Raw genomic sequence first — 26,898 nt, 5'->3', positions numbered from 1 at the left:
GCAGAGCATTGCGGACGGTGAATCCATGATTCCGGCCAACCGCCCGGCCCGAGCGCCTCACACGGTGAGCACGCGTGCGCGCGGCGCGACCGAACGTTGATGGCGTGCGGGGGTGGTGCCGGTCCACCGCTTGAACGCGGCGATGAAGCTCGTCGCCTCGGCATAGCCCAGCCGCAGGGCGATGTCCTCCACCGAGAGCGCACCCGTCGCGAGCAACTCCTCGGCGAGCATCCGGTGCACCTCGTCGGTCAGATCCCGGAAGGTCGTGTCCTCCTCGGCCAGGCGCCGCCGCAGGGTCCGCTCGCTCATCGCCAGGTGCCGGGCGACCTTCCCGATCGTGTGCGGTGCGCCGTCGATCGAGGCCAGTTGCTCGCGGACGCGCAGCGCCACGCCGGTCCGCTGACGCCGGCGCTCCAGCAGGGTGGTGCACTGCGTCTGACACATCGCCACGCTGATCTCGCTGGCCTGGGGCAGCGGGTGCCCAAGGAGTTCCGCGGGCCACGACGCCACGGTGACCGGCCCGCCGTGGCGCGGTGTCACGCCGAACGCCGACCGTGCCGCGGCGTCTCCCGACGCGGGCTCCTGGCCGGCGAACTCGATCGCGGTGAACGGGACGGGGCCGCCCGACGACTCGGACATGACCTGCGCGATCGCCGACAGGTCGCGCCGGACGAGGAACTCGGCGACCGGACCGGTGAGGCCGGGGAGGTCGAGCCGCAACGTCGCGACCGGTCCGTCGACCGTCACCGTCGGTAGGCAGAACCCATAGCTGAGTTCGTAGTAGCGGGCTGCGAACCGGACGGCGTCGCCCAGGGTGGGACTCGTCAGGCACGCGAAACCGAAGATGCCGAACGCGCCGACGTGGTAGCCGGCTCCGACGCGGATTCCGAGGTCGGCCGCTCCGGCCGGTGTGCCCAGCAGCGTCACCAGGTTGGTGGCAATGGCCAGCTCTTGCCGACCGAGGATGGTCCGGCCGTGATCGGTCAGGTCGGTCTCGGACAGACCCGAGCCGTCGAGCAGATCGGCGATCGTCAGTCCGTTGTCGGTCCCGAACCGTGCCATCAGTGCGGCACTCGCGGTGTTCCGCGGAAAGTCCCAGTGCGACACCTGCGATCCGGCGAACACCTGCACGGGTCCCAGTATGGCCTTCCGGCGGATGCGGTCGTCTCGGGTTCATCGTCTCCGGGGTGCCATAATCGCCGATTCGACGTCCGAGAGGGATCCGAAGACATGAGTTCACCCGTCGACGACCACCAGGCGACGTTGCACTGGTCGCAGATCCACGGCTGGTTCGGCTGGCGCGACCTCCAGGAGGAGGCCGTCGCGACGTTCCCCGCCGGCAGCACGTTCGTCGAGGTCGGCTCATACCTCGGCCGTAGCCTCTGCTCGCTGGCGGAGGTGGTGGGCGAGTCGCCCCGCGACTTCACCGTGGTCGGCGTCGACTACTGCCGCGGCAGTGGACGCGAGGGGACCGCGGACAAGGACTCCCACGCGGCGGCCGTCGCCGACGGCGGCGGTACCTTCGCCGGACAGCTGCACCGCAACGTCATCGAATGCGGCTTCGCCGATCGTGTGCACCTGGTGGTGAGTCCCTCGCCGTCGGCGGCCGCGCTGTTTGCCGACGGCTCACTGGCCTGGGTGCACCTCGACGCCCGCCACGAGTACGACAGCGTGGTCGCCGACATCGACGGCTGGTTGCCGAAGGTGGCGCCGGGCGGCTGGCTCTCCGGTGACGACTACGACGAGCAGTGGTGGCCGGGAGTGGTTGCCGCAGTTCGGGATCGCGTGCCCGATGCCAAGGAGTGCTCGACCCGGCAGTGGCGCTGGGTGAAGCCGGTGGGCTCGTAGAAGCGGGTGGGGACCTCTCCCGAGGGGTCGCCATCGCCGGAAGCGGGTATGCCGCGTCGATGACGGTCAACGCATATCCCTACGCCGGCAAGACGGTTCTGATCACCGGTGGCGGTACCGGCATCGGCCGGGCCATCGCCGAGGCGTTCCTGGACAACGGTGCCAACGTCGCGATCAGTGGACGGCGGCGCGACAAACTCGACGACGTCCTCACGGGGCATCCCGAGGAGCGAACGCTGGCAGTCGAGGCGGACGTCACCGACGACGAGTCCGTCGAGTCGATGGTCGCGGCGGTCGTCGAGCGGTTCGGCACGCTCGACGTCCTGGTCAACAACGCCGCGGCCTACGTCAGCGGACCCTTCGACGACCTGACGCTCGACACGTGGGAATCGATCCGGAGCACGAACATCGACGGCTTCGTCCACGTGGTCCGACACTCCCTGCCGGAACTCGAGAAGTCCGGCGGGAACGTCGTCGTGGTCGGCTCGGTGTCCGGGCTGCGAGGCGATTGGGGTCAGGCCGCGTACAACGCCACGAAGGCAGCGATCATGAACTTCGTGCAGTCGCTGGCCCTGGACTACGGGCCCCGGGGCATCCGCTTCAACGCGGTCGCGCCGGCGCTGACCATCACCGATCTCACCCGGTCGATCGAGGAGGACGAGGCGGCGCTCGAGGCCGCCGTCAACCGGATAGCGCTCGGGCGTCCGGGTCGGCCGGCCGACATCGCGCCCGCCGTGCTGTTCCTCGCCAGCCCGGATGCCGCGTACATCACCGGAGCCTGGCTTCCCGTCGACGGGGGCACGTCGGCCAGTACCGGGCAGGCGCACTAGCGCCCTAGTTGTCGTTCGCAGGTAGCGGCGTTCGTACGTTCCGCCCGTCAGCCGAGCAGTGTGTCTCCCCAGCGGGTCAACGAATGATGACGCGCCCAGGTGCACACGTGCTCCGGGCGGGGCCGCTCAACGCGTCGAGATAGCGCTGAGGCGACGACAGTGTGAGTGACGGTGGCGCTGAGCGCTATCTGGACGGTCGCGGGCTGCGTTCTGCCCGTCAGCCGAGCAGTGTGTCTCCCCGGCGCGTCAACGAATGATGACGCGCCCAGGTGTACACGTGCTCCGGGCGGGGCCGACCCACGCATCGAGATAGCGTTCAGGCGACGAAAGTCCGAGTGACGTTGTCGCTCAGCGCTAACCGAACGGTAGCGGGCTACGTCGGTGAGCAGCGGACCCAGGTGCAGTGCGGCGGCGGGTGTGTCGACGTCGACGTGCACGACGACGGTGGTGCGTTGCCCGTGCGGGCGGCGGGCCACGGCCCGACAACCTGACACGGCCGCGGCGCGCGTCGCTCGACGCCTGAGGCATCCGTCGGGTCGGTAGCGTGAGCGCCGTGGTCGATGACGGTTGGGCCGACGCCTGGGCGGAACCTCGCGTCGGTCTGCGGGAGCACATGGCGACCGCGGCGGTCCTCGGGATCGGCGTGCTGTCGAGCGTGTTCGGCGTCATCCTCGCCATCGGAGGCAACACGGTGGCGTTGGTCTACTGCCTGCTGTTCGCGACGGCGATGTTCCTGGCCGCGGCGTTCGGGGTGGCGACCCGTCGCGATGACCGTGACCTGTCATCAGCCGTGCGCACCAAGGGCCAAGACACTGAGGTGCGTTATGCGACAATGCCGTTCGCCATCCTCGTCGGGTTGACCTCGTGCCTCGCGGTCTTCTGCGCCGGCGCGGCCATCCAGGTCGGCGGCGGCGTGTCCGTCCTGCTGGGCGCCGGGGGCCTGTTCTTCGCGTCGTTCGGAGTGGCGGCGGCCACGGGGCGGCTCCAGCGTGGCGGCATCCTGTTGTCGGAGACGGCGATCTCACAGCGCGGGTGGAGCTTCGAGTCGCGGCTCGAGTGGTCCGCCGTCGCCAGGATCGAACGGGGATTCCACGGCCACCCGGTCATCATGGTGTTCGGATTCGCGAACGCCGAGTGGAGCCGCCGGCACACCACTCCGCTGTGGCGGATCGATCGCCTGCCACCCGTGCCGATGATCGAGGTGGACTGCCGCAGGTTTGACGTCGATCCGCGCACCCTCCAAGGCTTCCTGCGGACCTACGTGGACGCGCCGGGCACGCGAGGCGAACTCGGGACCGAACTCGCCCTCGCCCGAGCGCGGCGGCAGGCCGGCGACGAGGCCCCCTCCGGCTGACCAGGGGCGACTATCCGACCGAAGTCAGCAACGCCGCCTCGCGCCACAGACGGTGCGCGTTCTCGCGGTCGAGCGCGTAGGGCGCGACACCGCCCGCGCGGCCCAGGTTCGGCGCGCGTTCGGTCACCACGTCGGCCTCGACGTTGTTCTCGAAGTACCGGCCGCCGACTCCGTCGACGAGTGGCGACGCCGCGAGCAGTACCGACGTCGAGGCGCCCTGCTCGACCGTCTTGCGGAACTCCTCCGGGGTCCGCAGCCCGCCGGTGTGCTTCTGCAGACCCGTCGCGATCGCGCCGGGATTCAGTGCATTGCAGAGGATTTCGTCATCAGACCACCGGTCGCTCACCTCCACGGCGAGCAGGACGGTGGCGGTCTTCGACTGTCCGTAGGCGGTCATCGGATCGTATGGCCGGAACCGGTAGTGCAGGTCGTCGAACACGACGGGGGAGAACAGGTGTCCCGTCGAACTGACCGACACGACGCGCGCGCCACCGGCGGCCGCAAGGGCTTCGTGCAGTCCAGCGACGAGCGCGAAGTGACCAAGGAAGTTGCTGGCGAACTGCATCTCGCACCCAAGCGCACTGCGCTGAAGCTCGGGTATCGCCATCACGCCGGCGTTGTTGATCAGCATGTGCAGCGGCCCGTTCCACGCCCGGACGAAGGCCGCGACCGATCCGAGATCGGTCAGGTCGAGCTGAGCCGCCTCGATGGCGTCGTTCCCGGTGACCCGTCGCAGCTCCTCGGCGACGCCCTTCCCAGCGTCGAGCCGACGGACGCCGAGGACCACCTCGGCCCCTGCCGCCGCCAGGGCGCGCGCGGTCTCCACCCCCAGTCCACTGGTCGCCCCGGTGACCACTGCGCGCTTCCCACGGAGGTCGACGCCCTGGAGCACCTCGTCGGTGGTGGAGTCGAAGCCGAAGGGCGTGGTCGCTGGTTGCATCCCCTGAATGTTGCACCTCTGACAGGTCGCCGGACCGGTTGGCGGAAATCAGCTCACAGCGCGAGGAACACGCGGTCGAGGACTCGGCGCCGGCCGGCACGGAGGGCCGTCGTGCGGGAGGCGACGTTCAGACCGTCGATCGTGCCGATCAGCAACCGGTCCGGGTCGGCTCCGACGCCGGCCGCCCAGGCGGCCTGCGCGTGCACCGCGTAGCCGTGCCCCCGGTGGTCGGCGGCGACGACCTCCTCCTGGATCTCGTCGCCCTCGATCCAGCGGATGGACCCCGGCGCGACCGCGAGCAATCCGACGGGTGTGCCGTCGTAGGTGATGGCCCGCAGCTGCCCGTAGTCGTGCCAGTGCCGAAGATCGTCGGGTTCGGCCGGTGTGACGTTGCGCGCGAGTGCGGGATCGTCGGCGGCCAAGCGCTCGTAGCGCTCGTTCACCATTGCGATCGCCGCGTCGGCGGTCGCGAACGCCGACAGCCGCACCGACGGATCCGGCGGACGGACGTCCCGGTACCGTGCGGCGTGAATGGTCATGTCCAGCAACGCGTCCGGCCCGGTGACGAGCCCGGGCCGCGTGCAGATCCGCAGATGCCTCGGCCGGAACACCGACCACTCGTCCCTGACGCACGCGCGCAACCGGTCGAGGTCGTCGAACCCGTGCGCGATGACCTCGACGAAGGGACGGGTCACGTCACGGTCGCGGAACCGGATGCCGCCGAGCAGTCCGCCGTGGGACGTACGGACGATCCGGTGCAGGTAGTCGTCGTTGGCGACCCCGGGCAGTGACACGTGCTCGTAGAACGCTGCCGCGAAGGCATCGTCGTCGACGCGTGACGACTCGAGTTCCCACCACGACGCCATGCGCGCAGCGCCGTCGTGACCGTAGAGATCGACGGCCACCGCTCGTTCGTCGTCGAGCGACGTCCATTCAGCCGAGACCATTGCCCGGCATTCAACGGCACCGGCCGAACCCGGGGCAACGTATTTTCCGCCGCCTGCCGGGGGAGCGGAACCGCGGTCAGCGCAACGCGTGCCGCACCGCGTCGAGCACCATGCTCCTCGCGCGGCCGTCGATCCGCGTGCTGGTCGACATGAACAGGTCGACGTCGGGCAGTGGTGGGAGTTCGGTGACGTGTCGCAGCCCCTCGGGCGCGGGCCCCATCCGTGGCAGCGGAGTGACCCCCAGGCCGTCGCGGGCACCGGTCAGGACGCAGGTGAGGTCGACGCCCTCCTTCACGATCCGGACGGGGCGCCCGACGAGCACGGCGGTGGCCTGGTCGCGGACCGCGCACGGTCGCGCGAAGAACACCAGCCGATCGCGGGCGGCGTCGTCGGTGCCGAACCACAGCAGCGGCAGTGACGCCACCCGGACGGCCCCGGGACCGGCGCGGCCGAGCATCAGCGCCACGTCGGCCCGCGAATCCGCCACGAGCCGACGGACCCGCTCACTCCGCGTCAGACGCAACTGGATGTCGTGATCGGGGAAGGCCGACGCCAGCGTCGACACCACAGTCGGTACGAGGAACTCGGCGGCGTGCTCGCTGGCCGCCACGACCAGCTGATCGTCGCGGGGACCGCGCAGCGCACGGACGGCATCGTCGTGCTCGTGCAGAATACTGCGTGCACGAACGGCGAGTTCCTCACCGTCACTGGTCAATCCGACGCCGCGGCCCTGGCGCACCACCAACCGGCAGCCGGCCTCCCGTTCGAGCCTGCGGATGTGTGCGCTCACCGCTGCCGGCGAGAGATGCAGCGCTTCGGCGGCGCGGCGCACCCCGCCGAAGGCGGTCACGGCCGAGAACGTCCGCAGGGCGGTGATGTCCAGCGTGGCCACGGATCCATCCTGCCACTGATCGTTCACGATGCGTGAACGATGTTGATCGGCAGGCTCGTCGAGGCCGACGCTCGAACGACACGCAGCACTACGACGAGGAGAACGCGCCATGACGTTCGACGCCATCTACACCGACGCCACCGAGTTGGCTCACCTCATCCGATCCCGCCAGGTTTCGCCGGTGGAGGTGGTGCAGGCGCACCTGGACCGCATCGATGCCGTGAACCCGGCGGTCAACGCCATCGTCACGGTGTCGGAGAATGCCATGGCAGCCGCCCGGGCCGCGGAGGACGCGGTGTTTCGAGGGGACGAGCTGGGCCCGTTCCACGGGGTGCCCTTCACCGTCAAGGACTCGATCGACACCGCCGATCTGCTGACGCAACGCGGGTCGCCGATCTTCGCCGGACGCGTGCCGGATGTCGACGCCGTCGGCGTCGCCAGGATGAAGGCGGCCGGCGGGATCGTCCTCGCGAAGACGAACCTGCCGGAGTTCTCCTACTCCACCGAGACGGACAACCTGCTCACGGGCAGGTCGAACAATCCGTGGGATCTCGAGCGCACGCCGGGCGGCTCCAGCGGTGGGGAGTCCGCGGCCATCGCCGCGGGGATGTCGCCGATCGGCCTGGGGACGGACCTCGCGATCTCAGTACGCGGACCGGCCGCTCAGACGGGGATCGTCGCGCTCAAGCCCACGCACGGCCGCATCCCGATGACCGGGGTGTGGCCGCGCGAGCCGCGCAGGTTCTGGCACGTCGGTCCGATGGCCCGCAGCGTGCGCGACCTCGCCCGCGCCTACTCGGTGCTCGCCGGTCCCGACGGAGCGGACGCCTTCGCCACCAGCACCGCCGGTGTCGATGCGGGCCTGGGCGATGCACCGGGCCGGCCCGTACGCGTCGGATGGTTGGTCGAGCCCGGCTTCGGGCCGATCGACGCCGAGTTCGGAGCCACCGTGCAGGCGGCCGCGGCGGCACTGAGGGATCTCGGCTGCGTCGTCGAGGAGGTGCAGATCCCCGCGCTCGAGAAGGACTTCGCGCTCGACATCTTCAACCGCCTCCACGTCATGGAACTCAAGCCCGCGTTCGTGGCGGCGACCGCCGGGCGGCCCGACGGCGACCTGTTCACGATCAGCAAGGCCATGCTCGCGACGCCGGACACCGCCATCGACGACTACGTCGCCGCGGAGCAGGCCGCCGACCGCCTGCGCGACGGCTTCGCCGACTACTTCCAGCGCTACGACGCGCTGCTGGCGCCGGTCCTGCCCGTCCCGGCTTACCGGCACGGTACGACCGAGTTCGTGATCAACGGCCAGATCGTCGACGCCACCCACGTCCAAGGTGCCACCGTCCCGTTCAACGTGACCGGGCTCCCGGCCCTCTCGATGCGCTTCGGCACCAGCGGTGAGGGACTGCCGATCAACGTGCAGCTGGTGTCGAGTTGGTTGGCCGAGTCGACGATCCTGCACCTGGCATCGCTGCTCGAATCGGTGAGCGCGGTGCGCGACCTGCATCCCGACCTGTAGTCCGGGTGACGACGCGAGTCACCGTCGCGTCACACATCGCGAACGACGTTCGGCCACGGACGGCGGACCCACGCGGTTGAATCACGGTACGGGCGCTGAGGGGGCACAGTGAAGGCATCGGGATCGATCGTGGTCGGCATGATCGTGGCCGCCGTCGTCGGGACGTCGGCGGGGTGTACGAGCGAGATCCAGGGTTCGGGGACGACCGCCACCGTGCCATCGCCGTCGTCCTCGGTCAGTGACGACGGACGTTCGGTCGCAAGCTATTTCAAGGTGGGGGACTGTCTGCGCGACAGGCCGGAGGCCGGAACCGACGCGACGCTGGTCGACTGCGCCGAACTCCACTCCACCGAGGTGTACGGCGTCTTCGTGCTGCCCGACGGTGACTTCCCCGGTGCGTCCACCATCAAGGAGTACGTCGACAAGTGTCCCGCGTTGGCGCGTCAGTACGCCACGCCGGAAGAGGGCCTCGACCCGACGATGCAGACCGTCCGGAAGTCGCCCGATCAGCAGTCCTGGGGGATCGGCGATCGCTCGGTGACGTGCTTCCTCGCGTTCGACGTACCGCGCGAGGGAGCGTTCGGCGCCGGCCGGTGGATCAAGTGACGTGACGTCCCCGCCGCAGCGCGGCCGCACGGCCGTCGTGACGGGCGCCGGCGCCGCCGACGGGATCGGCATGGCCTGCGCCCGTGCGCTCGGACTGTCCGGTGCCGTGGTGATCGTGACGTCGACCACCGAGCGCATCGTCGAGCGGGTCGAGGAGCTGCGCCGGCTCGGCATCGAGGCGCACGGCGTCGTGGCGGACCTGCTGGCTCCGGGCGGTGCCGAGTCGGTGAGCGCCCGCGCGCTGCAGGAGACCGGCCGCATCGACGTCCTGGTGAACAACGCCGGCATGACCGCGGTGGGGGCGACCGACGATTCCGCCGCACTGCACGAGACGACCGCCGGGTTCTGGGACGCGTCGCTGGCGCGCAACCTAACCACCGCCGCGTCCATGACGCGGTCCGTGCTCCCCGCCATGATCGACCGTCGGTACGGGCGCATCGTGATGATCGCCTCGGTGTCGGGACCCGTGATGGCCTATCGCGGCGACGCCGCGTACCACGCGGCGAAGGCCGGAATGACCGGACTGGCGCGGTCGGTGGCCGTCGACTACGCCGCCGACGGCATCACCTGCAATTCGATTGCGCCGGGCTGGATCTCGACGGGCTCGACGTTGCCCGACGAGGAGCGCGCCGGTGCTGCGACACCCATGGGCAGATCGGGCCGTCCCGATGAAGTCGCCTTCCTGGCCGCCAGTCTGGCCGCGCCCGAAGCGTCCTACGTCACCGGGCAGACGCTGATCGTCGACGGCGGCAACTCGATTCAAGAGTCGCGGCAGGGCTGACCCGTCACGACTTGCGCGCCGATGCCGTCATGGCTGCGACGATCTCGTCGGTCGAGACCACCGCGTGCGCCAGGAACGCGTAATTGATGAGCGCCGCCTGATATCCGTCACCCCGCGTCGGATGCCGCGGGCCGGCGGTCGCATCTCGCACGACGGCGACCTCGAACCCGTTCTCGAGCAGGTCGCGCAGGTGGGATTCGACGCACATGTTGGCCAGCATCCCGCACAGGATGATCTTCTGGATTCTCCGCTTCCGCAGCTGCAGGACGAGGTCGTTCGTCGACGGACCCCAGACCTTGTGCGGGCTCGCGACGATCGTCGTGCCGTCCTCCAGGTACGGCTTGAGTTCGTCGAGCCAGTCCGCACCCGATCCGGTGAATCCCTCGAGCGAGAGCGCGCCGGTGCGAGCGAAGCTGCGGGTGCTGAACTCATCGGCCTCGAGCGGACCGTTGAACGACCAGCCGTCATCGGTGGGATAGAAGTAGTGCGGCGACACGACGACGGCGTAGTCCGAATCCTTGGCGGCAGCGAGAATCTCGACCAGGTGTGCCACGGTGTCGTTCTCGGTGACGCTCGCCCCTACGGCGTCCCAGTTCCTCCCCGATGGGCTGAGGACGTCGTTCTGGGGGTCGATGACGACGACTGCGGTGTCGTACGCGGAATACTCCATGGGTGATCAGCCTTTCGTGACGGGGGTGTCGTGACGGGGGTGTCGTGACGGGGATGTCGAGTGGACGTCGAGCGCAGCGCCGTGACGGTCATCTGTGCCGCGATGGCGAGGAGCAGGGCCGCGAAGCTCGCCGACGAGACGGCGGGTGGCAGTGCGACGGCGAGGTAGACCGCGGGAACGCTGGTGACGGCGGCGGCAACGCCGAGTATCAGGCCGGCGCGGACGTCGACGGGATTGTGACCGCGGCGGTTGCCGGCCGTGCCGACGAGGCTGGTCGGGATGCTGACGAGCAGGGCGGTGCCCTTGGCCATGACGTCGACGAATCCGAACACCGAACCCAGCAGCGGCACGGAGATGATGGCACCGCCGATGCCGAACATGCCCGAGGCCACTCCGGTGAGTAGTCCGACGCCGACGTAGCCGAATGCGGAGAGTGCCGAGAGGGGCAGTGCGGGAACCGGATCGGACGATGCGGCCAGCATGTGCGCGGCGACCAGAACGATGAAGCCGATGAAGGCCCACCGCAGCCACGCGACCGACAGTCGTCGCAGAACGCGGGTGCCGATGACCGCCCCGGCCATGGCGCCGACCGAGATGAGCGCCGCGGCAACGACGTCGACGTATCCGTGGAGCAGATAGGTCGTGGAACTCGCGATGGCGGTCGGGATGATGGCGACCAGCGAGGTCGCGGCGGCTTGCCGCTGATCCATCCGGGCGCGCCAGACCAGCAGCGGCACCATCAGGATGGCCCCGCCGATCGCGAACAGTCCCGACAGGACCCCTCCGACCGCACCGATGACCACGAAGGTGGCCCAGTGCGCCGGGGCGCGGCGTGTGGTCGTGCTCGGGCGGGACCCGTCGATGATCGTCGTCGTATCCATGCGAACCTCCTGCGAACGGACGGATTGACCGTCGATTCGAAGCGTGCGCGCAGGAGCCGACCCGACAAAGTGGCAACTGGTTCGTGCACTGATCGGTGTCGCCGATTAATGCCGCCGCGCTCAGCCGGTGAAGCGCAGGTGCCCCGGTTCCATCCGCCAGCCCGAGGGCACTGCCGCGGTCAGTGCCAGCTTCACGAATCGGCCCACCGCGGCGGTCTGGGCCCGCTCGGGGTTCCACTGCAGCGTGTAGGGCATGCGCAGCGAGGGGATGGTCGACCGCACGGCGGTGTCCGGTGGCAGGCCGAGCGAGGCCACCAGGAAGACCCACGTCGCCTCGCTTTGATTCGTCCAGCCGGACGACGACAGATCGGTCGCGTCGAGTTCCACCGACGGAGGACTCAGCGCCGCTTCGTCGAGGGCCTGCCGCTGCGCCACCACCCAGTTGGGGAACAACGAGTGGCTGGGCAACCCCAGGGGGTGCCGACCGAGGTCACTCAGCCCGACGTCGTCGCCGTCGGCGAGGGGGTGGTCGGGGCGGAGCCCCACCAGGAGCGGTTCGCTACAGAAGACGGCGTTGACCACGCCCGCGGTCTCGGGCATACGGCCACAGGTGAGCGCCACGTCGATGACGCCGTCACCGAGTGCCCGTACGAGGTCGGGCAGCCACATCCGTCGGACGTCCACGGTGACGTCGGGCAGGGCGGTGCGCGCCGCGGCGCGCAGGTGCGGCGCCAGTGTCGGGGCAACGGGTGGCGTGATCGCCACTCGGACGGCACCGGACTCGCCGGCGGCGATCCGGCGTACGGCGGCCTTCGTGGCGGCGACCTCGTCGAGGAGCACCTTCGCGCGGGCGAGCAGCTCTTCGCCCGCGGCGGTGAGGGCGACCCTGCGGGTGGTGCGGGTCAGCAGGGCGGTCCCGAACTCGCGTTCCAGCCGGCGCACCATGTCGCTCAGGGTGGGTTGGCCGATCAGCAGCTTCTCGGCGGCACGTCCGAAGTGCAGTTCGGTGGCGACGGCCACGAATGCCTCGAGCTGCCGAAGCTCCATCGTCGAAGCGTATCCGTCGTGACCGGAATTGGTGATTGATCGCGCCGAGCGATGAGTGGCGCCCTCACTTGCCCCTAACTCCCCGGCGGAGCTGCGGACACCATGGGATCCAGGCCGACATCCGGCCGCCGACGACCAACAGGGGACACCTCGTGAACACTCCACGCACTGCCACGATGCCGACGACGCAGGGTCGGCTAAACGGGAAGACGGCTCTGGTCACCGGCGGCACGTCGGGCATCGGACTCTCCGCCGCGCGCCGGTTGGCCGCCGAGGGCGCGTACGTGTTCATCACCGGCCGCGATCAAACCCGCCTGGACGGCGCATCCGCCGGCGCCGCCGGGACCATCCACGGCATCCGGGGTGACGTCAGCAACCCGTCCGATCTCGACGCCCTCGCCGGCGAAATCGGTTCGCGTGGGGCGGGATTGGACGTGATCTTCACGAACGCGGGTGGTGGAGACTTCGCGGCGTTGGCGGAGATCACCGTCGAGAACTACCGAGACACGTTCGACCGCAACGTCGCCGGGACGCTGTTCACCGTGCAGAAGATGCTGCCCCTGCTCAACGACGGTGCCTCGATCATCCTGTCCGGATCGACGTCGGCCCACGAGGGCATCCCCTCGTTCAGCGTGTACGCCGCGTCCAAGGCCGCGGTGCGGTCCTTCGGCCGCACCTGGGCCGCCGAACTCGTCGACAGGCGCATCCGGGTGAACACCCTCACCCCCGGGCCGATCGACACACCCGGCCTGGCGGGACTCGCCCCCGAAGGCGAGCAGCAGCGGCAGATGCTCGACGGCCTGGCGGCCTCGGTGCCGATGAAGCGTCTGGGTCATCCGGACGAGATCGCCAATGCCGTGCTGTTCCTGGCCTCCGACGAGAGCAGCTTCATGACCGGCGCCGAAGTGTTCGTCGACGGCGGCCAGGTGCAGATCTGATCATGGTGCGACGGCTCGGCCGGCAATCACCCGCTCTCGTCAGCGGCGAGACTCGTTGTCGACGTTCGTGATTCGATCGACCACCTCGAGGAGTCCCTCGTCGGCCTCCAGTGGTGTCGGCCGGCCGCCGAGCGCACGATTGAGGGCGTTGTAGTAGAGCCCGTCGCCGATCAACTTCACCGCGCGCGCGACGTCGAGGTCCCCGAGCGCGTGGTGCAGCAGCTCGAGCCAGGCCTCGGACGCGGCCTCGATGACGGCGCCTGCCCGGCCGTCGCCCGACTGCCGCAGTCGGGATACGGCGACGAGTGCGCGGTCCAGTGGCGTGTCAGCGTAGTGCGACGAGCGGACGTAGTAGCGCGCCGGCCCCTCGTCCGCGGTACGCATCGCCTCGGCGTCCTCCGCTGCCAGCGCCGCCAAGCGGTCGCAGAGGCCGACGGCCAGCTGGTCCTTCGAGGGGAAGTGGTACAGCAGTCCGCCCTTGGACACCTGGGCGCGGGCGGCGACGGCTTCGAGGGTCGCGTGACGCTCGCCCTCCGTGATGAGGAGGTCCGCGTACGCGTCGAGTATGCGATCCCGCGATGACGTCACACGCCCACCCTACGATGACGGTCAGGGGCTGTGTACCGTCTGGACGGTACAGTGCGGAGCGAGCGGAGGACGACCATGGGCACCTACCGGAACCTCTTGCGGGTGCCGGGTGTCCTAAACGTGACGGCCGCCCAGCTGTTCGCACGCCTTCCGCTGGGCATCCTGTCGCTGGCGATCCTGCTGCACGTCCAAGGACTGACGGGGTCGTATGCGCTGGCCGGCGCCGTCGTGGCGAGCGTTGGTGTGGGGGAGGCCATCGCCATGCCGGTGACGGCGCGTCTCGCCGGACGCCTCGGCGTGGCGCGCACGTTGGCGACCGCCAGCATCCTGAACGCCTCGGGCACGGTCGCTTTGGCGTTCGTCGGCTCGTCTGCGGGACTGCTGGTCGGACTGGGCCTGCTCACGGGGGCCTCGATGCCGCCGCTGATGCCGGTCGTGCGTGCCCTCTATCCGCGGATGGTCCCCGGTGACGAGGTCCGGACGCTGTTCGCCCTCGACACCACCGCGCAGGAACTGATCTGGGTCATCGGTCCCGTCGCCGCCACCGTCCTCGCCTCAGCCGTCGCCACCACGTTCCCGTTGCTCCTCTGCGCGGCGATCGTGCTGCTGGGCACGTCGTGGTTCCTGCTCGGCTCCCGTCGCCTCCATCCCGCCAAGGCGGTGAACCACACCAGATTCGGCCGGGTCCTGTTCCACCGGGCGGTCCTGCTGGCCGGGATCGCGAGCCTCGCCCTGGTTGCATCGTTCACCGCGCTGGAGGTCGGCATCATCGCCGCGCTCGGCGACAACGGCCTCGTCGCGGGTGCGGCGATCGCCTCGGCAAGCGTCGGGTCCCTGATCGGCGGACTGCTGCTCGGCCACCGTCGGCTCGGGGTCAGCGGCGTCGTCGCATCACTCGCCGCGGTCGGACTGGGCGTCACCCTCTACGGCGTCGTCGACAACCTCGCGCTGCAGTTCGCGGCTCTGCTCGTCTCCGGCGTGGGGTTCGCCCCCGCCATGTCGGTCCTGCACGTGATGGTGTCGCGGGAGATCGGCCAGGACGTGGCCACGGAGGCGTTCGGCTGGCTGAGCAGTGCCGCGATCGTCGGCGGCGCGATCGGCACCGCCCTCGCCGGCGTCGCGACCGACGCCCACGGTGCGCGGGGTGCCGTGGTCGTGTCGGTGGGATTGTCGGCCGTCGCCGCCGTCAGCCCGCTGGTGGCGCGAGCCTTCGGTCCGCTGCCGGGTCTGGCCAGAGAGCCGGAGACGCTTCCGGTGGGGTGAACCTCACCCCGTACGCCCGGTGAGACTGCGCCGAGGGTCGTGATCCGTCACTGACCACAGCCCTCCGTGCAGTCTCACGGGCGACCTCCGCGGGTCACCGGATCGACGCCGCCTCGGAGGTGACGACCATTCTTGCGAAAGCGCATGCGCAAGCGCTTGCGCGTCCCTAGGGTCCTCCGGAGAAGCGCGGCGTGACGGGCGTCGCATCGGGACAAGGGAGTCCACATGTTCGTTGGTCGCAGCAGGGGCACGCGCATGGTCGGGGCGGTCTTCGTGGCCGGCTCGCTGGTTCTCGGCATGACGGCCTGCGGTGGATCGGACTCCGGCGGCGTCAAGGTCGGGTTGATCACGAAGACCGACTCGAATCCCTTCTTCGTGAAGATCCGCGAAGCCGCCAAGGCGCAGGCCGACAAGGACGGCGCCGAGCTGGTCGCCCTGGCCGGGGCCTTCGACGGTGACAACGAGGGCCAGGTCTCGGCGATCGAGAACATGGTCGGCCAGGGCGTCAAGGGCATCCTGATCACCCCGAACTCGTCCACCGGCGTGCTCGACGCCATCAAGAAGGCCCGCGATGCCGGCGTCATCGTCATCGCGCTCGACACCGCCACCGATCCCGAGGACGCGGTCGACGCCACCTACGCCACCGACAACAAGGCGGCCGGGGTGGCGCAGGGCAAGTGGGTCAAGGCCGCACTCGCCGGCAAGGCGCCCCAGGTGGTGATGCTCGACGGCACCCCCGGCGGCACGGTCGACACCTTCCGCCACGACGGGTTCCTGGAAGGCTTTGGTATTACGAACGACTCACCCGAGATCGTCGGCCAGGAGAACACCAACGGCGATCAGACGAAGGCGCAGACCGCCATGGAGAACATCCTCCAGCGCGCACCCGGCATCAATGCGCTCTACACCATCAACGAGCCGGCAGCGGCCGGTGCGTATCAGGCGATCCAGTCCGCCAACCGCGTTCCGCAGATCACCATCGGCTCGATCGACGGCAGCTGCACGGGCATCGCGGACGTGAAGTCCGGCAAGATCGGCGCCACCGTGCTGCAGTTCCCGGCGAAGATGGCCGAGCAGGGCGTGCAGGCCGTGGTCGCGTTCGCCAAGGACGGCACCAAGCCCAGCGGCTTCAACGACACCGGCTCGCAGCTCGTCACCGACAAGCCGGTGCCCGGGATCGAATCGAAGGACACCGCCTGGGGTGAGCAGAACTGCTGGGGCACAGCCAGTTCATGACCACAGACGCACCGTCGACGGCGCCATCGACGGCGAAGCCATCGGCATCGAGCCGGTTCACGGTGGGAAACCTCCTCCGTGAACCGCTACTCGGTCCGCTGGTGGCGCTCGTCATCGCCATCGTCATCTTCAGCTCGGTCTCGAACTCGTTCCTCAACCCGCAGAACGTGTCCCTGATCCTGCAGCAGTCCGTCGTCGTCGGCATCCTCGCCGTCGGCCAGACGCTGATCATCCTGACCTCCGGCATCGACCTCTCCATCGGCGCGGTCGCGGTCTTCGGCACCATCGTGATGGCCCAGAGTGCCGGCGCAGGAGGACCGTTCATGGCGCTCGGGTCGACGCTCCTGGTGTGCGTGGTGTTCGGCGCGATCAACGGCGGCCTCGTCACGGCACTGCGGCTGCCACCGTTCATCGTCACGCTCGGCACGTTCACCGCGATCCAGGCCGCGACCCGGCTGCTCGCGGGTTCCGAGACCTACCGGGTGGAGCCCGGCCTGCTGACCTTCCTCGGCACGTCGTTCCGCATCGGGTCGTTCTCGACCACGTACGGCGTGGTCGCGATGCTGCTCGTCTACCTGGTGATCTGGTACGCACTGTCCCAAACGTCCTGGGGCAGACACGTCTACGCCGTCGGCGGCAACCCGCAGGCATCCGACCTGTCGGGCATCAAGTCGCAGCGGGTGCTGTTCTCGGTCTACATCACGACGGGCGTCATCGCGGCCATCGCGGCGTGGGCTGCGCTCGGCCGCATCCCCAACGCCGACCCGAACGCGTATCAGAATGCCAACCTCGAGTCGATCACCGCGGTGGTCATCGGCGGGACCAGCCTCTTCGGCGGGCGCGGCGGCGTCGGCGGGACCCTGGTCGGCACGCTGATCGTCGGTGTCCTGCGCAACGGACTCACCCAGGCCGGCGTCGACAACCTCTACCAGAACATCGCGACCGGGGTGCTCGTGATCGTCGCGGTGGCCGTGGATCAGTTCGCACGCAGGAGATCACAGTGACTGGCGCACCGGTTCTGGAAGCCCGCGGACTCGTCAAGAAGTACGGCAACGTCACGGCGATCAACGGTGCGGACTTCGAACTCCGCGACGCCGAGGTGCTCGCCGTCATCGGCGACAACGGTGCCGGCAAGACGAGCCTGATCAAGGCCCTGGCGGGCGCGGTGGTGCCCGACTCGGGCGAGATCCTGATGAACGGGACGCGGGTGTCCTTCAAGAACACCCGGGACGCCCGGGCGGCCGGCATCGAGACCGTCTACCAGGACCTCGCCGTCGTACCGGCCCTCGACATCGCGTCGAACCTGTACCTCGGACGCGAGGTACGACGGAAAGGACTGGCGGGCAGCCTCTTCCGCCGTCTCGACATGCCGAGGATGCGCGAGGAGGCGTCGCAGCACCTCGCGGACCTCAAGATCGGCATCAAGTCGGTCAACCAAGCCGTCGAGACGCTGTCCGGCGGGCAGCGCCAGGGCGTCGCCGTCGCGCGGGCCGCCGCGTTCGGCCGCGGTGTCATCATCATGGACGAGCCCACCGCCGCACTCGGCGTGCGGGAGTCGGGTCAGGTCATCGACCTCATCCGGTCGATCCGCGACCGGGGCATCCCCGTGGTGCTCATCAGCCACGACATGCCGCACGTGTTCGAGGTGGCCGACCGCATCCACGTCCACCGACTGGGGCAACGCGCCGGCGTCGTCGATCCGAAGCAGCGCTCGATGTCCGAAGTGGTGGCGCTCATGACCGGGGCAGAGGAGCCGACCGATGAGGAACGCGCCGGTCTCTGAGAAGGCCCCCGTGGGGGTCTTCGTGGGACTGGCGACGCTCGACGTGATCCACCGCATCGCGACACCCCCGAATGTGAACGAGAAGGTCACTGCCGCTGTCCAGTTCGTCGCGGCGGGCGGACCCGCCGCGAACGCCGCGGTCACCTTCGCCGCATTGGGCGGCGAGGCGATCCTGGTGACCGCGCTCGGCGATGAGCCGGTCGCCGACCTGATCCGCGCCGACCTCACCGCCTACCGCGTGCGGGTCGTCGACGCGGCGTCGGGCACCACTCGCGCCGTGCCCGTCTCCGCGGTGTCGGTCGTGGCGTCGACGGGCGACCGATCGGTCGTATCCCTGGACGCCGTGAATTCCGATGCCACACCCCCGGCCGATCTCGACGACCTCGTGGCGGCGGCCGACGTGGTGCTGGTGGACGGGCACCACCCGCTGATTGCGCGCGCCGCCGCCGCGAGTGCGGCCGCGCGCAACGTCCCGCTCGTGGTCGACGCGGGACGGTGGAAGCCGGTGATGGGCGATCTGCGGTCCTTCGCGACGGACATGGTGTGCTCCAACGACTTCCGGGTACCGGATGCCGACTCCTCCCGATCCACCGCCGCGGAGCTGGTCGGCAGCGGAGTACGCACCGTCGTCACCACGCACGGTGCCGATCCCGTCGAGTGGTGGTCGGACGGCGAGTCCGGTGCCGTGCCCGTCGATCCGGTGGTGGTGGTCGACACCCTCGGGGCGGGCGACGCGTTCCACGGCGCGTACGCGTACTTCTGCGCCGCGGCCGAGATGGGCGTCCCCGACCGCGTCGATCGTTCGGCCCGCGTCGCGGCACTGCGGTGCTCGGTGGTCGGGCCGCGGGCATGGCTGAGCCACCTACCCACCGAACCGACCCGGAAGCGAGCACGGTGAGCATCTCCCACGACGTACGGGACGCGACCCTGGAGGAGCTGGTCGAATCGGCCAGGGCGCTGGTGGTCCCCGGCGAACGCCGCATCCTCGGCCTCACCGGCGCGCCGGGCGCCGGAAAGTCAACGGTGGCAGACCGACTCGTCGCCGCGCTGGGGCCGGACGTCGCCGTGCTCGTCCCCATGGACGGCTTCCACCTCGCCAACGACGTCCTGATCGCCCTCGGGCGCCGCGACCGCAAGGGTGCGCACGACACGTTCGACGACGGCGGTTACGCACGGCTGATCACGACCCTGCGCGCGCAGCGTCCCGACGACCCGGTGGTGTACGCGCCGCGCTTCGACCGCGACCTCGAGGAGTCGATCGGGTCGGCGATCCCCGTTCCGTCCTCGGTCCCGTTGATCGTCACGGAGGGCAACTACCTCCTGCTGGACGCCGACGCATGGCCGACGGCACGGGCGGGGATCGACGAGGTCTGGTTCCTGGCCCCCGACAGCGACGTCCGGCACGGGCGGTTGGTCCGCCGGCACGAGGCCTACGGCAAGTCGCCCGAGGACGCGGAGTTCTGGGCGCTCGGCCCCGACGAGCGCAACGCCCAGCTCATCGAGTCGACCGCCGTCCGCGCGGATCGTGTCGTGCGACTCCGGTGACCACGATGGGCGACGTCGCCCGCCTCGCCGGCGTGTCCGCGTCCACGGTCTCGCACGTGCTGAACGGCACGCGCAGGGTCGACGCTTCGACCCGGCTGCGCGTGGAGGCCGCGATCGAGAAGACCGGGTACCGGCGCAACGTCGTCGCGCGGTCGCTCGCCGCCGGGCGGACGCACACGGTGGGACTGTCGATCTCCGCCTTGACCAATCCCTACTTCGGCGGCCTGGTGCACGCCGTGGAGCGGGCGCTGTCGGACGCGGGCTACGTGCTCGTCGTGGGGGACTCCCACGACGACGTGGACTCGGAGAAGCGCGTCACCGGTTCGCTGCTCGACCGGCAGGTCGACGGGATGATCGTGGCGCCGGCTGCCGGGTCCGAGCGGGTCACGCTGCCGGTGATCACCCGCGCCGGAACGCCTCTGGTGCTGATCGACCGCGGCGTCGACCTCGGGTGCGACCAGGTGGGCCCGGAGAACCTGGTCTCGGCGAAGTCGTTGACCGAACACCTGCTCGACCTCGGACACCACCGGATCGCCGCCGTTCGCGGCCTTGCCGGAATCTCCTCCACCACCGAGCGTTTCGACGGCTACGCCGAGGCCCTCGCCGATCGCGGCATCGCCGTCGATCCCGCGCTGGTGGTCGACGGCGAGTCCAACACCGACGCGGCCGAACGCGAGGTGTACGCGCTGATGTCACGACCCGACCGGCCCACCGCGCTGGTGTCGCTGAACAACGCGATGACGATCGGCACGCTCAAGGCCCTGCGGAGTCTCGGCCTCGCGATTCCCGGCGACGTCGCCTTCGTCTGCTACGACGACTTCGAGTGGTCGGACCTCTTCGAGCCCAAGCTGACCGCGGCGGCGCAGGACGTCGTGACGATCGGCGCCACGGCGGTAGAACTGCTCCTCGCCCGCATCCGGGGCAGTGACGCCGAGCCGCAACGGATCCGCGTGCCCACGTCGTTCCACCACCGCACCTCGTGCGGCTGCACGTGACGCCCAATCCAGCTCCCGCAGTGAGGACGCCCCACCATGCCGATGGCCACCCCCGACCACTACGTGGCGATGCTCGACCGCGCGAAGGAAGGCGGCTTCGCGTATCCGGCCATCAACGTGACCAGCTCGCAGACCCTCAACGCCGCGTTGCAGGGGTTCGCCGAGGCCGAGAGTGACGGCATCATCCAGGTGTCGCTGGGGACGGCGCTGTATCTGTCGGGCAACGTGGTGCAGAACCGCTTCGCGGGATCGAAGGCGTTGGCGCTCTATGCCCAGGAGGTCGCCGCCCACTACCCGGTGACGGTGGCCCTGCACACCGATCACTGTCCGGCCGAGAACCTCGACGACTGGGTGCGCCCGCTGATCGCCGACTCGATTGATCGCCGTGCGCGCGGCCTCGACCCGCTGTACCAGTCACACATGTGGGATGGATCCGCGGTGCCGCTGGCCGAGAACCTGCGCATCGCAGACGAATTGCTGGAGGCGTCCGTCGCGGCCAACACGCTGCTGGAGATCGAGGTCGGCGTGATCGGCGGCGAGGAGGACGGCGTGACCCACGAGGTCAACGAGCAGCTGTACTCCACCGTCGATGACGCACGCGCCACCGTCGCGGCGCTGGGGACGGGGGAGCGCGGCCGGTACCTGACCGCACTCACTTTCGGCAACGTGCACGGCGTGTATCACCCGGACTCGGTGCATCTGCGCCCGGAGATCCTCGCGGAGATCCAGACGGTCATCGGCCGCGAGACCGGCACCGACAAGCCGTTCGACCTCGTCTTCCACGGCGGCTCCGGATCGAGCGCCGAGGACATCGCATCCGCGGTCGCGAGCGGTGTGGTCAAGATGAACGTCGACACCGACACCCAGTACGCCTTCACACGATCCATCGCGGGCCACATGATCGCCGGATACGACCGGGTGCTGAAGGTCGACGGCGGCTACGGCGACAAGAAGGCCTACGACCCGCGGTCGTGGGGCAAGCCGGCGGAGAACGCCATGGCGGCGCGCGTGGTCGAGGCCGCCCGCGTGTTGGGGTCGGCCGGCCGGGCGATGCGGTAGGCCCGCCGCGTGGAATAGCCACCACCGAGCGGGTGTTGGCCCCGAAGGTCCGCAGCACCCTACGGAGGCGACGCATGAGAATCGGAATCATCGGTGCAGGTCTGATCGGCGGCACGCTGGTGCGCCGGTGGCGCGAACTCGGCCACGACGTCTACGTGGCCAATTCGCGCGACCCCGAGACGCTGGCCGACCTCGCGGCCGAGACGGGTGCGACGGCCGTCTGGGCGAAGGACGCCGCCACCGACGCCGACGTGGTCGTGGTGAGCATCCCGCAGAAGAACGTGCCCGATCTCGCCGACGGGATCGTCGCCGCGCGCAAGCCGGGCGCACCGGTCATCGAGACCAACAACTACTACCCGCAGCAGCGCGACGGCGAGATCTCGGCCATCGAGGACGGCCAGGTCGAGAGCGAGTGGGTGGCCGAGCTGATCGGCGCGCCGGTGTACAAGGTGTTCAACGGGATCTGGTGGAAGCACCTGCTGGAGAGCGGCAAGCCGAGCGGCACGCCGGATCGCATCGCACTCCCGATCGCCGGCGAGGACGGGCCCGGTCGCGAACTGGTCCACGCGCTGGTCGACGACCTCGGCTTCGACCCCGTGGACGCCGGCCCCATCGCCGAGTCGTGGCGCCAGCAGCCCGGAACACCGGTGTACGGCAAGGACTTCGACGCGGTGAACACCGTCAGGGCGCTCGCCGAGGCCACACCCGAGCGAACGGCCGAGTGGACCGCACGCACCCAGTGACCGGACCGGCGCTCAGCCCAGCATCCGCTTGAAGGCCGTACCGAACGGGTGTCGCGCGGTCACCGACCCGAACCGCACCCGGCCCCGCACGATGACGTGCAGTCGATCCGACGCCGGGCTCGTCCGGACCTTGACGTCCAAGGACGAGCCGAAGTTCTGCACGCCGTTCAGGTCGGCGGTGGCGCCGTCGGGGAGGATCAGTTCGGTCGAGCTGAGGTGGTCGTCGATGTCGATCTGGACGACGGGCGCCTGCTACGCGGCGGCGGTGAAGTCGAGCTTGGTCGAGCACATCCGGGTGATCAGCTGGATGTGAGGTGGCACCGTCCACGGTCCCTTCCGGGACACGCTCGACATCCAGCTGCGCAGCACCTCCGGCGCTGCGGGCGCCGCCGGTGTCGCCGGCACGCGATCATGGCGGACGTGCGGGATGTCGGCGATCACCGCGTCCAGCTCCCCGCGGGTGCGGGCGCGGAGCACGACGTCGAGTCGTTCCGTGTACTCGTCCAGTGACAACATGCCCTGTCCGACGGCGTGTTCGAGGATCTTGGTCACCGCTGCGCGGTCGGCGTCGGACGCCCTGAAGTCGGATGGCTCGGAGATCATGTCCACTCAGGATAGGCGCGGACGCCGTGTCTTCAACCCCTCGTTCGTCCGCACCGCGGGAAGCATCGCCGACGTGACCAGGTGACGGCGAAGCCCTCCGCCGGAGGTTCGGAAGAGGCAGTTCATGGCCGCGACGATGCCGGTGACGTCGTCGCGTGCCGTGAGGTACGTCCACCGGTGCGAGTCGGGGAGCGCGAAGAACTGCTCGAAGAAGCCGGGCACGTCGGCCGGCGGCATCCGCAACATCGACTCCAGCCCGATCCGGCGGACGCGGTGGACGATTCGCGCGCTCCGCGGCCACACCGTCTTCTGGGCGGCGTCCAGCGCCTGCGCCGGATCCCCCGGTAGGTGCTCGGCGAGGGCGGCGGCCACCTGCGGCGCGAGCCGGAGCGACGCGGCCAGGCTGAACCCGGTCGCGGGATGGATCAGTGGTGCGGCGGCACCGAACCCGAGGGCATCGGACGCTCCGTGTCGCTGGTGGTCGACGCGGAAGGAGACCTTCTCGCTGCGTGTGTCCGGTGGTGCGGTGATGCCGTGGTGGGCCATCCGGGCATGGAGACGCCGGCGCAGGGTGGCCAGCGGCAACCCCGGCCGGCGCGCCAGGGAGGTCTCCTCCACGAGTACCTGGCCACCACCGAGCGGGATCACGTAGACGAACGTCGGCCACCCGTCCTCACCGTGGTCCTGCCGCCAGTCCATGAACAGCGCGTCGCCCGGATTCACCAACGGCGCCGCCGCGTCCTCGTCGATGACCAGTCCGTACGCGGTCTGTGCCGCGGACGTGCGGCGCGAGGAGGACGAGTCCAGCGGTCGCGCCCCTCCCCCGGCGTCGACGACGACGGACGCACGTAGGTGCGATCCGTCGGCCAGGGCGACGACGCCGGCCTCGGGCGATCCGGTGACCCGGCCGGCGTGGATGCGGACGCCGGTCAGCCCGCCGGTGAGGTGGGCCTGCAGCGCGGGGATGTCGAGAACGGCGTACTCCCAGCCGAGCTTGTGCTCCGTCACCGCGATCGCGCGGCCGGCGGCGCGCGCCGCGACCACGGACTCGGGCAGGTCGGCCGGTAGCTCGTCGCTCCACATCCCGTAGGTGGCGGTCCACGGCCGCTCGGGGGCGGTGTCGACGAGTCCGGTCGACAGCCCCAGCTGCCCGCATGCCCCGGCCAACGCCAGACCCGCGGGCCCGCCCCCGACCACTAGAACGTCCATGCGTCCATCGTGTCATCGTCCGCGACCCGGACGGGGACACGGGCGGGCGCGCTACCAGTCGACGTCGGCGGCGAACTCCTCGAACGAGCGTGGCGGCACGCCGGTCAGCCGCAGCACCTCGTCGGTCACCCGGTCCTCGGCGCCGTCGGCGATCAACGCGTCCAATCCGGCCAGCATGTCCGCGTAGTCGACCGACATCCCGTCGGCGACGAGCAGTTGCCGCATCTGATCGCGGTCCACGGCGACGTGCGTGACACGGCGGCCGGAGGTCCGGCCGACGATCCCGGCGACGTCGGCGTAGCTCAATGCGGCGGGGCCGGTCAGGATGGGATCGCAGTTCAGGGGTACCTCGGAGACCAGCGCGTGGGCGGCCACCCGCGCGATGTCCCGGACGTCGATGAAGCCCACCCGGCCGCCGTCGGTCGCGGTGGTGAGGACGCCCGACGTGCGGATCGAGTCCGCATGCGGGTGTCGACCGGAGAAGTTCTGCATGAACCAGCTCGGTCGCAGCACCGCCCATTCCGGGAACGTCGCCGCGACGGCCGCGTGGACGTCGCCGAGCGTGGGACCACCCGACTCGATGAGCGAACTGCTCTGCAGGACCGCCCGCCGGACGCCCGCGTCGCGGGCCAGCCGGAGGAACGGCCGCATGACCGACCCGGGCGACGACTCGCCAGTCGGAGCGATGAGGTAGATCCGGTCCACACCGTCGAGGGCGGGTTCCCAGGTCGCGCGGTCGTACCAGTCGAAGCGGACGCCGCGGCCCGACTGTCCCGCCCCGCCGCCCCGGCCGGCGGCGGTCACCGCCGCACCGGCCGCGGCCAGCTCGGCGCAGACGAACTGGCCGGTGTTCCCGGTGGCACCGGTGACGAGCACCGCGCCGTCGGTCATGACGCCTCGATCGCGTCGAGGACGGTCAGCGGGTTCCAGTAGTCGCGGTAGAGCGCCATCTTGCCGTCGACGAGGGTGAGGACGACGACGTAGGACATCTCGTAGGGCACGCCGGTGGACTTCACGTGCCCGCTGGCCGCCCACTCGATGATGGCGGTGTCGGGATCGACCGTCTGATGGACGTCGAGATGCGTCACGCGCTCGAACTCGATCTGCGAGGGGACGGCGCGCAGGTACTCGCCGGCGGCCTCCTTGCCCTCGACCCGCCGTGGCCGACCGACCGGCGCATAGGGGAATTCGAGCACGACGTCGTCGTGGCACCTCGCGAGCCACCCGTCGACGTCACCGGCCCGGATCGCCTCGGTGGCCTCGACGAACACGTCGCCGGGAAGGGAGGTGGTCATGGCAGTCTCCTGTCGGTTACGATTCGGACCGTCAGTCCGTTTCGACCACTATATGGACCGCCGGTCCGCTTTGGCAAGGGAGGCGTCGTGGCAGAACGTGCGGACGCCGCGCGCAACCGGCAGGCGGTGCTGGTCGCGGCCGGCCGGCTCTTCGACGACGCCGCCGACGTGGACGCCGTGTCGATGGACGACGTCGCCCGGGCGGCAGGCGTCGGCAAGGGAACGCTCTTCCGCCGCTTCGGTGACCGCGCCACCCTGCTCCGCGCGGTCTACGACGCACGCCTGGTGGACCTGCGCACGGCGATCGAATCCGGCCCGCCCCCACTGGGACCCGACGGCGAGGCCCGCGCCCGCATCTCCGCGGTGCTGGCGGCCGTCGTCGACTTCAAGCTGGACAACCGACGACTGGCACTCGCCATCGAGCAGGACCAGACCGGTGGTGCGCCGACGCTCTACACGTCGCCCGGTTACGTGACGACGCATCAGCTGCTCTCGCAGCTGATGGCCGACGCCGGAGCCGCCGACGACGCCCCGTGGTTCGCCTACGTGGTGCTGGCCGCCACCCGGATCGATCTCGTGGACCACCTGGTGGGCGCCGCAGCCGTCACCCGTCGCCGGCTGCACGACGACCTCGAGGTGCTGGTGACCCGGCTACTGGACTGAGCCGGCGTCATCGGGCGGCGTCGAGGGCCTTCTGGTCGATCTGAAAGCCCATGGCCTCCAGCTGAACTCGCATCAGCTTCTTCTGGTGCGCGGCCGGAAGCCGCTTCGGGAACAGCTCGGCGTGCACCGACAGTCCGTCGATGACGGCGATGAGCAGCTCGGCCACGTCCGCGTCGGTGAGGTCGCTCTCGAGCCGTCCCGCGCCGCGGACGTCGGCGATCAGGCTGCGGATCCGCTTCAGTAGGTCGTTGGCGGCGTCGCGCTGGAACTCGCGCGAGGCCGGATTCGAGACCGCGCGCGGCCAGAAGTTCATCTCCATCAAGGTCTCGACGCGTCGCTCGCGGTCGAGGGGGAGGTTCTGCATCAACATGGCCCACAGCCGGCCGAACTCGTCCTTGCCGCGCATGCTGTCCTCGACGCGAGTCATGAACTCGCGGTGGGTCTTCACCAGGATCGACTGGAGGATGTCGTCCTTGTCCTCGAAGTAGTGACTGAGGACCCCGTTGGAGTAGCCCGACTCGAGTGCGATCGCGCGGGTGGTGGTGTTGTCGAGGCCGACGCTGTCGATGACCCGGATCGCCGCGCGCAGGATCTCCTCGCGGCGTTCGTCGTGATCGACGATCTTCGGCATCGGGTCCCCTCGGCTGTCCGGCTGTGAACGAG

Annotated in this window: 29 protein-coding genes and 1 pseudogene; 17 read left to right on the top strand and 13 right to left on the bottom strand. The window is 69.9% G+C overall.

The window, feature by feature from the left end; all coding sequences use genetic code 11:
• Positions 1 to 57: 57 nt before the first annotated feature.
• Positions 58 to 1,131, bottom strand: coding sequence for an AraC family transcriptional regulator (locus AC1MEY_RS23300; RefSeq protein WP_480227737.1), 1,074 nt, complete (start codon positions 1,129 to 1,131; stop codon positions 58 to 60).
• 99 nt (positions 1,132 to 1,230) lie between these two features.
• Here AC1MEY_RS23300 and AC1MEY_RS23295 point away from each other — a divergent pair, with 99 nt between their 5' ends.
• From AC1MEY_RS23295 to AC1MEY_RS23285, 3 genes are all read left to right on the top strand, one after another.
• Positions 1,231 to 1,848: a class I SAM-dependent methyltransferase gene (locus tag AC1MEY_RS23295; RefSeq protein ID WP_480227736.1), complete on the top strand. Its 618-nt coding sequence runs from the start codon at positions 1,231 to 1,233 to the stop codon at positions 1,846 to 1,848.
• 59 nt (positions 1,849 to 1,907) lie between these two features.
• On the top strand, positions 1,908 to 2,678 hold the full coding sequence (budC, locus tag AC1MEY_RS23290) for a meso-2,3-butanediol dehydrogenase (protein WP_480227735.1): 771 nt from the start codon (positions 1,908 to 1,910) through the stop codon (positions 2,676 to 2,678).
• Between the two features lie 553 nt (positions 2,679 to 3,231).
• On the top strand, positions 3,232 to 4,032 hold the full coding sequence (locus tag AC1MEY_RS23285) for a hypothetical protein (RefSeq protein ID WP_480227734.1): 801 nt from the start codon (positions 3,232 to 3,234) through the stop codon (positions 4,030 to 4,032).
• Between the two features lie 10 nt (positions 4,033 to 4,042).
• Here the strand turns inward: AC1MEY_RS23285 and AC1MEY_RS23280 are convergent, their stop codons facing one another.
• From AC1MEY_RS23280 to AC1MEY_RS23270, 3 genes are all read right to left on the bottom strand, one after another.
• Positions 4,043 to 4,972 (bottom strand): SDR family NAD(P)-dependent oxidoreductase, encoded by a 930-nt coding sequence (locus AC1MEY_RS23280; protein ID WP_480227733.1) that lies wholly within the window; start codon positions 4,970 to 4,972, stop codon positions 4,043 to 4,045.
• A gap of 53 nt (positions 4,973 to 5,025) precedes the next feature.
• Positions 5,026 to 5,919 (bottom strand): hypothetical protein, encoded by an 894-nt coding sequence (locus AC1MEY_RS23275; protein WP_480227732.1) that lies wholly within the window; start codon positions 5,917 to 5,919, stop codon positions 5,026 to 5,028.
• 76 nt (positions 5,920 to 5,995) lie between these two features.
• Positions 5,996 to 6,811 carry a LysR family transcriptional regulator gene (locus AC1MEY_RS23270; RefSeq protein ID WP_480227731.1) on the bottom strand — a complete coding sequence of 272 codons (816 nt, stop codon included), beginning with the start codon at positions 6,809 to 6,811 and terminating at the stop codon, positions 5,996 to 5,998.
• A gap of 109 nt (positions 6,812 to 6,920) precedes the next feature.
• Here AC1MEY_RS23270 and AC1MEY_RS23265 point away from each other — a divergent pair, with 109 nt between their 5' ends.
• From AC1MEY_RS23265 to AC1MEY_RS23255, 3 genes are all read left to right on the top strand, one after another.
• On the top strand, positions 6,921 to 8,330 hold the full coding sequence (locus tag AC1MEY_RS23265) for an amidase (RefSeq protein WP_480227730.1): 1,410 nt from the start codon (positions 6,921 to 6,923) through the stop codon (positions 8,328 to 8,330).
• A gap of 108 nt (positions 8,331 to 8,438) precedes the next feature.
• On the top strand, positions 8,439 to 8,936 hold the full coding sequence (locus tag AC1MEY_RS23260) for a septum formation family protein (RefSeq protein WP_480227729.1): 498 nt from the start codon (positions 8,439 to 8,441) through the stop codon (positions 8,934 to 8,936).
• Between the two features lies 1 nt (position 8,937).
• On the top strand, positions 8,938 to 9,717 hold the full coding sequence (locus AC1MEY_RS23255; RefSeq protein WP_480227728.1) for an SDR family NAD(P)-dependent oxidoreductase: 780 nt from the start codon (positions 8,938 to 8,940) through the stop codon (positions 9,715 to 9,717).
• A 4-nt stretch (positions 9,718 to 9,721) separates the two neighbouring features.
• Here the strand turns inward: AC1MEY_RS23255 and AC1MEY_RS23250 are convergent, their stop codons facing one another.
• From AC1MEY_RS23250 to AC1MEY_RS23240, 3 genes are all read right to left on the bottom strand, one after another.
• On the bottom strand, positions 9,722 to 10,387 hold the full coding sequence (locus AC1MEY_RS23250) for a cysteine hydrolase family protein (RefSeq protein ID WP_480227727.1): 666 nt from the start codon (positions 10,385 to 10,387) through the stop codon (positions 9,722 to 9,724).
• Positions 10,297 to 11,268 carry a sulfite exporter TauE/SafE family protein gene (locus AC1MEY_RS23245; protein WP_480227726.1) on the bottom strand — a complete coding sequence of 324 codons (972 nt, stop codon included), beginning with the start codon at positions 11,266 to 11,268 and terminating at the stop codon, positions 10,297 to 10,299. Before AC1MEY_RS23245 ends, AC1MEY_RS23250 begins: the two co-directional genes overlap by 91 nt.
• A 120-nt stretch (positions 11,269 to 11,388) precedes the next feature.
• A complete protein-coding gene (locus AC1MEY_RS23240; RefSeq protein WP_480227725.1) occupies positions 11,389 to 12,315 on the bottom strand; it encodes a LysR family transcriptional regulator in 927 nt (308 codons plus the stop codon).
• Positions 12,316 to 12,491: 176 nt separating this feature from the next.
• Between AC1MEY_RS23240 and AC1MEY_RS23235 the strand changes: the two genes are divergently transcribed.
• The gene (locus tag AC1MEY_RS23235) at positions 12,492 to 13,253 is read left to right on the top strand and encodes an SDR family oxidoreductase (protein WP_480231635.1); all 762 of its coding nucleotides are present in this window, start codon (positions 12,492 to 12,494) and stop codon (positions 13,251 to 13,253) included.
• A gap of 39 nt (positions 13,254 to 13,292) precedes the next feature.
• On the opposite strand, the gene AC1MEY_RS23230 is transcribed toward AC1MEY_RS23235, so the two are convergent.
• Complete coding sequence (locus tag AC1MEY_RS23230; RefSeq protein ID WP_480227724.1) at positions 13,293 to 13,841, bottom strand: TetR/AcrR family transcriptional regulator; 549 nt, start codon at positions 13,839 to 13,841, stop codon at positions 13,293 to 13,295.
• Between the two features lie 30 nt (positions 13,842 to 13,871).
• On the opposite strand from AC1MEY_RS23230, the gene AC1MEY_RS23225 reads away from it, so the two are divergent.
• The 9 genes from AC1MEY_RS23225 (at position 13,872) to AC1MEY_RS23185 (ending at position 22,465) form a co-directional block, all read left to right on the top strand.
• A complete protein-coding gene (locus tag AC1MEY_RS23225; RefSeq protein ID WP_480227723.1) occupies positions 13,872 to 15,104 on the top strand; it encodes an MFS transporter in 1,233 nt (410 codons plus the stop codon).
• Between the two features lie 225 nt (positions 15,105 to 15,329).
• Entirely contained in the window at positions 15,330 to 16,340 is a 1,011-nt protein-coding gene (locus tag AC1MEY_RS23220; RefSeq protein ID WP_480227722.1) for a substrate-binding domain-containing protein, read from the top strand.
• Entirely contained in the window at positions 16,337 to 17,344 is a 1,008-nt protein-coding gene (locus AC1MEY_RS23215) for an ABC transporter permease (protein WP_480227721.1), read from the top strand. Before AC1MEY_RS23220 ends, AC1MEY_RS23215 begins: the two co-directional genes overlap by 4 nt.
• On the top strand, positions 17,341 to 18,123 hold the full coding sequence (locus AC1MEY_RS23210) for an ATP-binding cassette domain-containing protein (RefSeq protein WP_480227720.1): 783 nt from the start codon (positions 17,341 to 17,343) through the stop codon (positions 18,121 to 18,123). The genes AC1MEY_RS23215 and AC1MEY_RS23210 overlap by 4 nt, the downstream gene beginning before the upstream one ends.
• A gap of 10 nt (positions 18,124 to 18,133) precedes the next feature.
• Positions 18,134 to 19,021 carry a PfkB family carbohydrate kinase gene (locus AC1MEY_RS23205; protein WP_480227719.1) on the top strand — a complete coding sequence of 296 codons (888 nt, stop codon included), beginning with the start codon at positions 18,134 to 18,136 and terminating at the stop codon, positions 19,019 to 19,021.
• Positions 18,973 to 19,668, top strand: a complete 696-nt coding sequence (locus tag AC1MEY_RS23200) for a nucleoside/nucleotide kinase family protein (RefSeq protein WP_480227718.1) — start codon at positions 18,973 to 18,975, stop codon at positions 19,666 to 19,668. Before AC1MEY_RS23205 ends, AC1MEY_RS23200 begins: the two co-directional genes overlap by 49 nt.
• A 5-nt stretch (positions 19,669 to 19,673) precedes the next feature.
• Complete coding sequence (locus AC1MEY_RS23195; RefSeq protein WP_480231634.1) at positions 19,674 to 20,663, top strand: LacI family DNA-binding transcriptional regulator; 990 nt, start codon at positions 19,674 to 19,676, stop codon at positions 20,661 to 20,663.
• A 36-nt stretch (positions 20,664 to 20,699) separates the two neighbouring features.
• Positions 20,700 to 21,722, top strand: a complete 1,023-nt coding sequence (gene fbaA / locus AC1MEY_RS23190) for a class II fructose-bisphosphate aldolase (protein WP_480227717.1) — start codon at positions 20,700 to 20,702, stop codon at positions 21,720 to 21,722.
• A 74-nt stretch (positions 21,723 to 21,796) separates the two neighbouring features.
• Complete coding sequence (locus tag AC1MEY_RS23185) at positions 21,797 to 22,465, top strand: NADPH-dependent F420 reductase (RefSeq protein ID WP_480227716.1); 669 nt, start codon at positions 21,797 to 21,799, stop codon at positions 22,463 to 22,465.
• 12 nt (positions 22,466 to 22,477) lie between these two features.
• Here the strand turns inward: AC1MEY_RS23185 and AC1MEY_RS23180 are convergent.
• The 4 genes and pseudogenes from AC1MEY_RS23180 to AC1MEY_RS23165 form a co-directional block, all read right to left on the bottom strand.
• Positions 22,478 to 23,068, bottom strand: a pseudogene (locus tag AC1MEY_RS23180) (DUF1707 SHOCT-like domain-containing protein).
• A gap of 6 nt (positions 23,069 to 23,074) precedes the next feature.
• Complete coding sequence (locus AC1MEY_RS23175; RefSeq protein WP_480227715.1) at positions 23,075 to 24,277, bottom strand: lycopene cyclase family protein; 1,203 nt, start codon at positions 24,275 to 24,277, stop codon at positions 23,075 to 23,077.
• A gap of 51 nt (positions 24,278 to 24,328) precedes the next feature.
• A complete protein-coding gene (locus AC1MEY_RS23170; RefSeq protein ID WP_480227714.1) occupies positions 24,329 to 25,168 on the bottom strand; it encodes an NAD(P)H-binding protein in 840 nt (279 codons plus the stop codon).
• Positions 25,165 to 25,572, bottom strand: a complete 408-nt coding sequence (locus tag AC1MEY_RS23165; RefSeq protein ID WP_480227713.1) for a nuclear transport factor 2 family protein — start codon at positions 25,570 to 25,572, stop codon at positions 25,165 to 25,167. Before AC1MEY_RS23165 ends, AC1MEY_RS23170 begins: the two co-directional genes overlap by 4 nt.
• 87 nt (positions 25,573 to 25,659) lie before the next feature.
• Here AC1MEY_RS23165 and AC1MEY_RS23160 point away from each other — a divergent pair, with 87 nt between their 5' ends.
• Complete coding sequence (locus tag AC1MEY_RS23160) at positions 25,660 to 26,235, top strand: TetR/AcrR family transcriptional regulator (protein ID WP_480227712.1); 576 nt, start codon at positions 25,660 to 25,662, stop codon at positions 26,233 to 26,235.
• Between the two features lie 7 nt (positions 26,236 to 26,242).
• Here AC1MEY_RS23160 and AC1MEY_RS23155 read toward each other — a convergent pair whose 3' ends face one another.
• Positions 26,243 to 26,866 carry a TetR/AcrR family transcriptional regulator gene (locus tag AC1MEY_RS23155; RefSeq protein ID WP_480227711.1) on the bottom strand — a complete coding sequence of 208 codons (624 nt, stop codon included), beginning with the start codon at positions 26,864 to 26,866 and terminating at the stop codon, positions 26,243 to 26,245.
• Positions 26,867 to 26,898: the final 32 nt, after the last annotated feature.

This window comes from Mycobacterium sp. PTI7, assembly GCF_056679845.1.
The sequence above is the reverse complement of the archived record's forward strand: the minus strand, read 5'-3'. Positions and strand labels throughout refer to the sequence as shown.

Coding starts and splice junctions, on each gene's coding strand:
- AC1MEY_RS23295 (WP_480227736.1), top strand. CDS start 1,231: ATGAGTTCACCCGTCGACGACCACCAGGCGACGTTGCACTGGTCGCAG.
- budC (WP_480227735.1), top strand. CDS start 1,908: ATGACGGTCAACGCATATCCCTACGCCGGCAAGACGGTTCTGATCACC.
- AC1MEY_RS23280 (WP_480227733.1), bottom strand. CDS start 4,972: ATGCAACCAGCGACCACGCCCTTCGGCTTCGACTCCACCACCGACGAG.
- AC1MEY_RS23275 (WP_480227732.1), bottom strand. CDS start 5,919: ATGGTCTCGGCTGAATGGACGTCGCTCGACGACGAACGAGCGGTGGCC.
- AC1MEY_RS23265 (WP_480227730.1), top strand. CDS start 6,921: ATGACGTTCGACGCCATCTACACCGACGCCACCGAGTTGGCTCACCTC.
- AC1MEY_RS23250 (WP_480227727.1), bottom strand. CDS start 10,387: ATGGAGTATTCCGCGTACGACACCGCAGTCGTCGTCATCGACCCCCAG.
- AC1MEY_RS23245 (WP_480227726.1), bottom strand. CDS start 11,268: ATGGATACGACGACGATCATCGACGGGTCCCGCCCGAGCACGACCACA.
- AC1MEY_RS23240 (WP_480227725.1), bottom strand. CDS start 12,315: ATGGAGCTTCGGCAGCTCGAGGCATTCGTGGCCGTCGCCACCGAACTG.
- AC1MEY_RS23235 (WP_480231635.1), top strand. CDS start 12,492: ATGCCGACGACGCAGGGTCGGCTAAACGGGAAGACGGCTCTGGTCACC.
- AC1MEY_RS23220 (WP_480227722.1), top strand. CDS start 15,330: ATGTTCGTTGGTCGCAGCAGGGGCACGCGCATGGTCGGGGCGGTCTTC.
- AC1MEY_RS23215 (WP_480227721.1), top strand. CDS start 16,337: ATGACCACAGACGCACCGTCGACGGCGCCATCGACGGCGAAGCCATCG.
- AC1MEY_RS23200 (WP_480227718.1), top strand. CDS start 18,973: ATGGCTGAGCCACCTACCCACCGAACCGACCCGGAAGCGAGCACGGTG.
- AC1MEY_RS23195 (WP_480231634.1), top strand. CDS start 19,674: ATGGGCGACGTCGCCCGCCTCGCCGGCGTGTCCGCGTCCACGGTCTCG.
- fbaA (WP_480227717.1), top strand. CDS start 20,700: ATGCCGATGGCCACCCCCGACCACTACGTGGCGATGCTCGACCGCGCG.
- AC1MEY_RS23185 (WP_480227716.1), top strand. CDS start 21,797: ATGAGAATCGGAATCATCGGTGCAGGTCTGATCGGCGGCACGCTGGTG.
- AC1MEY_RS23175 (WP_480227715.1), bottom strand. CDS start 24,277: ATGGACGTTCTAGTGGTCGGGGGCGGGCCCGCGGGTCTGGCGTTGGCC.
- AC1MEY_RS23170 (WP_480227714.1), bottom strand. CDS start 25,168: ATGACCGACGGCGCGGTGCTCGTCACCGGTGCCACCGGGAACACCGGC.
- AC1MEY_RS23165 (WP_480227713.1), bottom strand. CDS start 25,572: ATGACCACCTCCCTTCCCGGCGACGTGTTCGTCGAGGCCACCGAGGCG.
- AC1MEY_RS23155 (WP_480227711.1), bottom strand. CDS start 26,866: ATGCCGAAGATCGTCGATCACGACGAACGCCGCGAGGAGATCCTGCGC.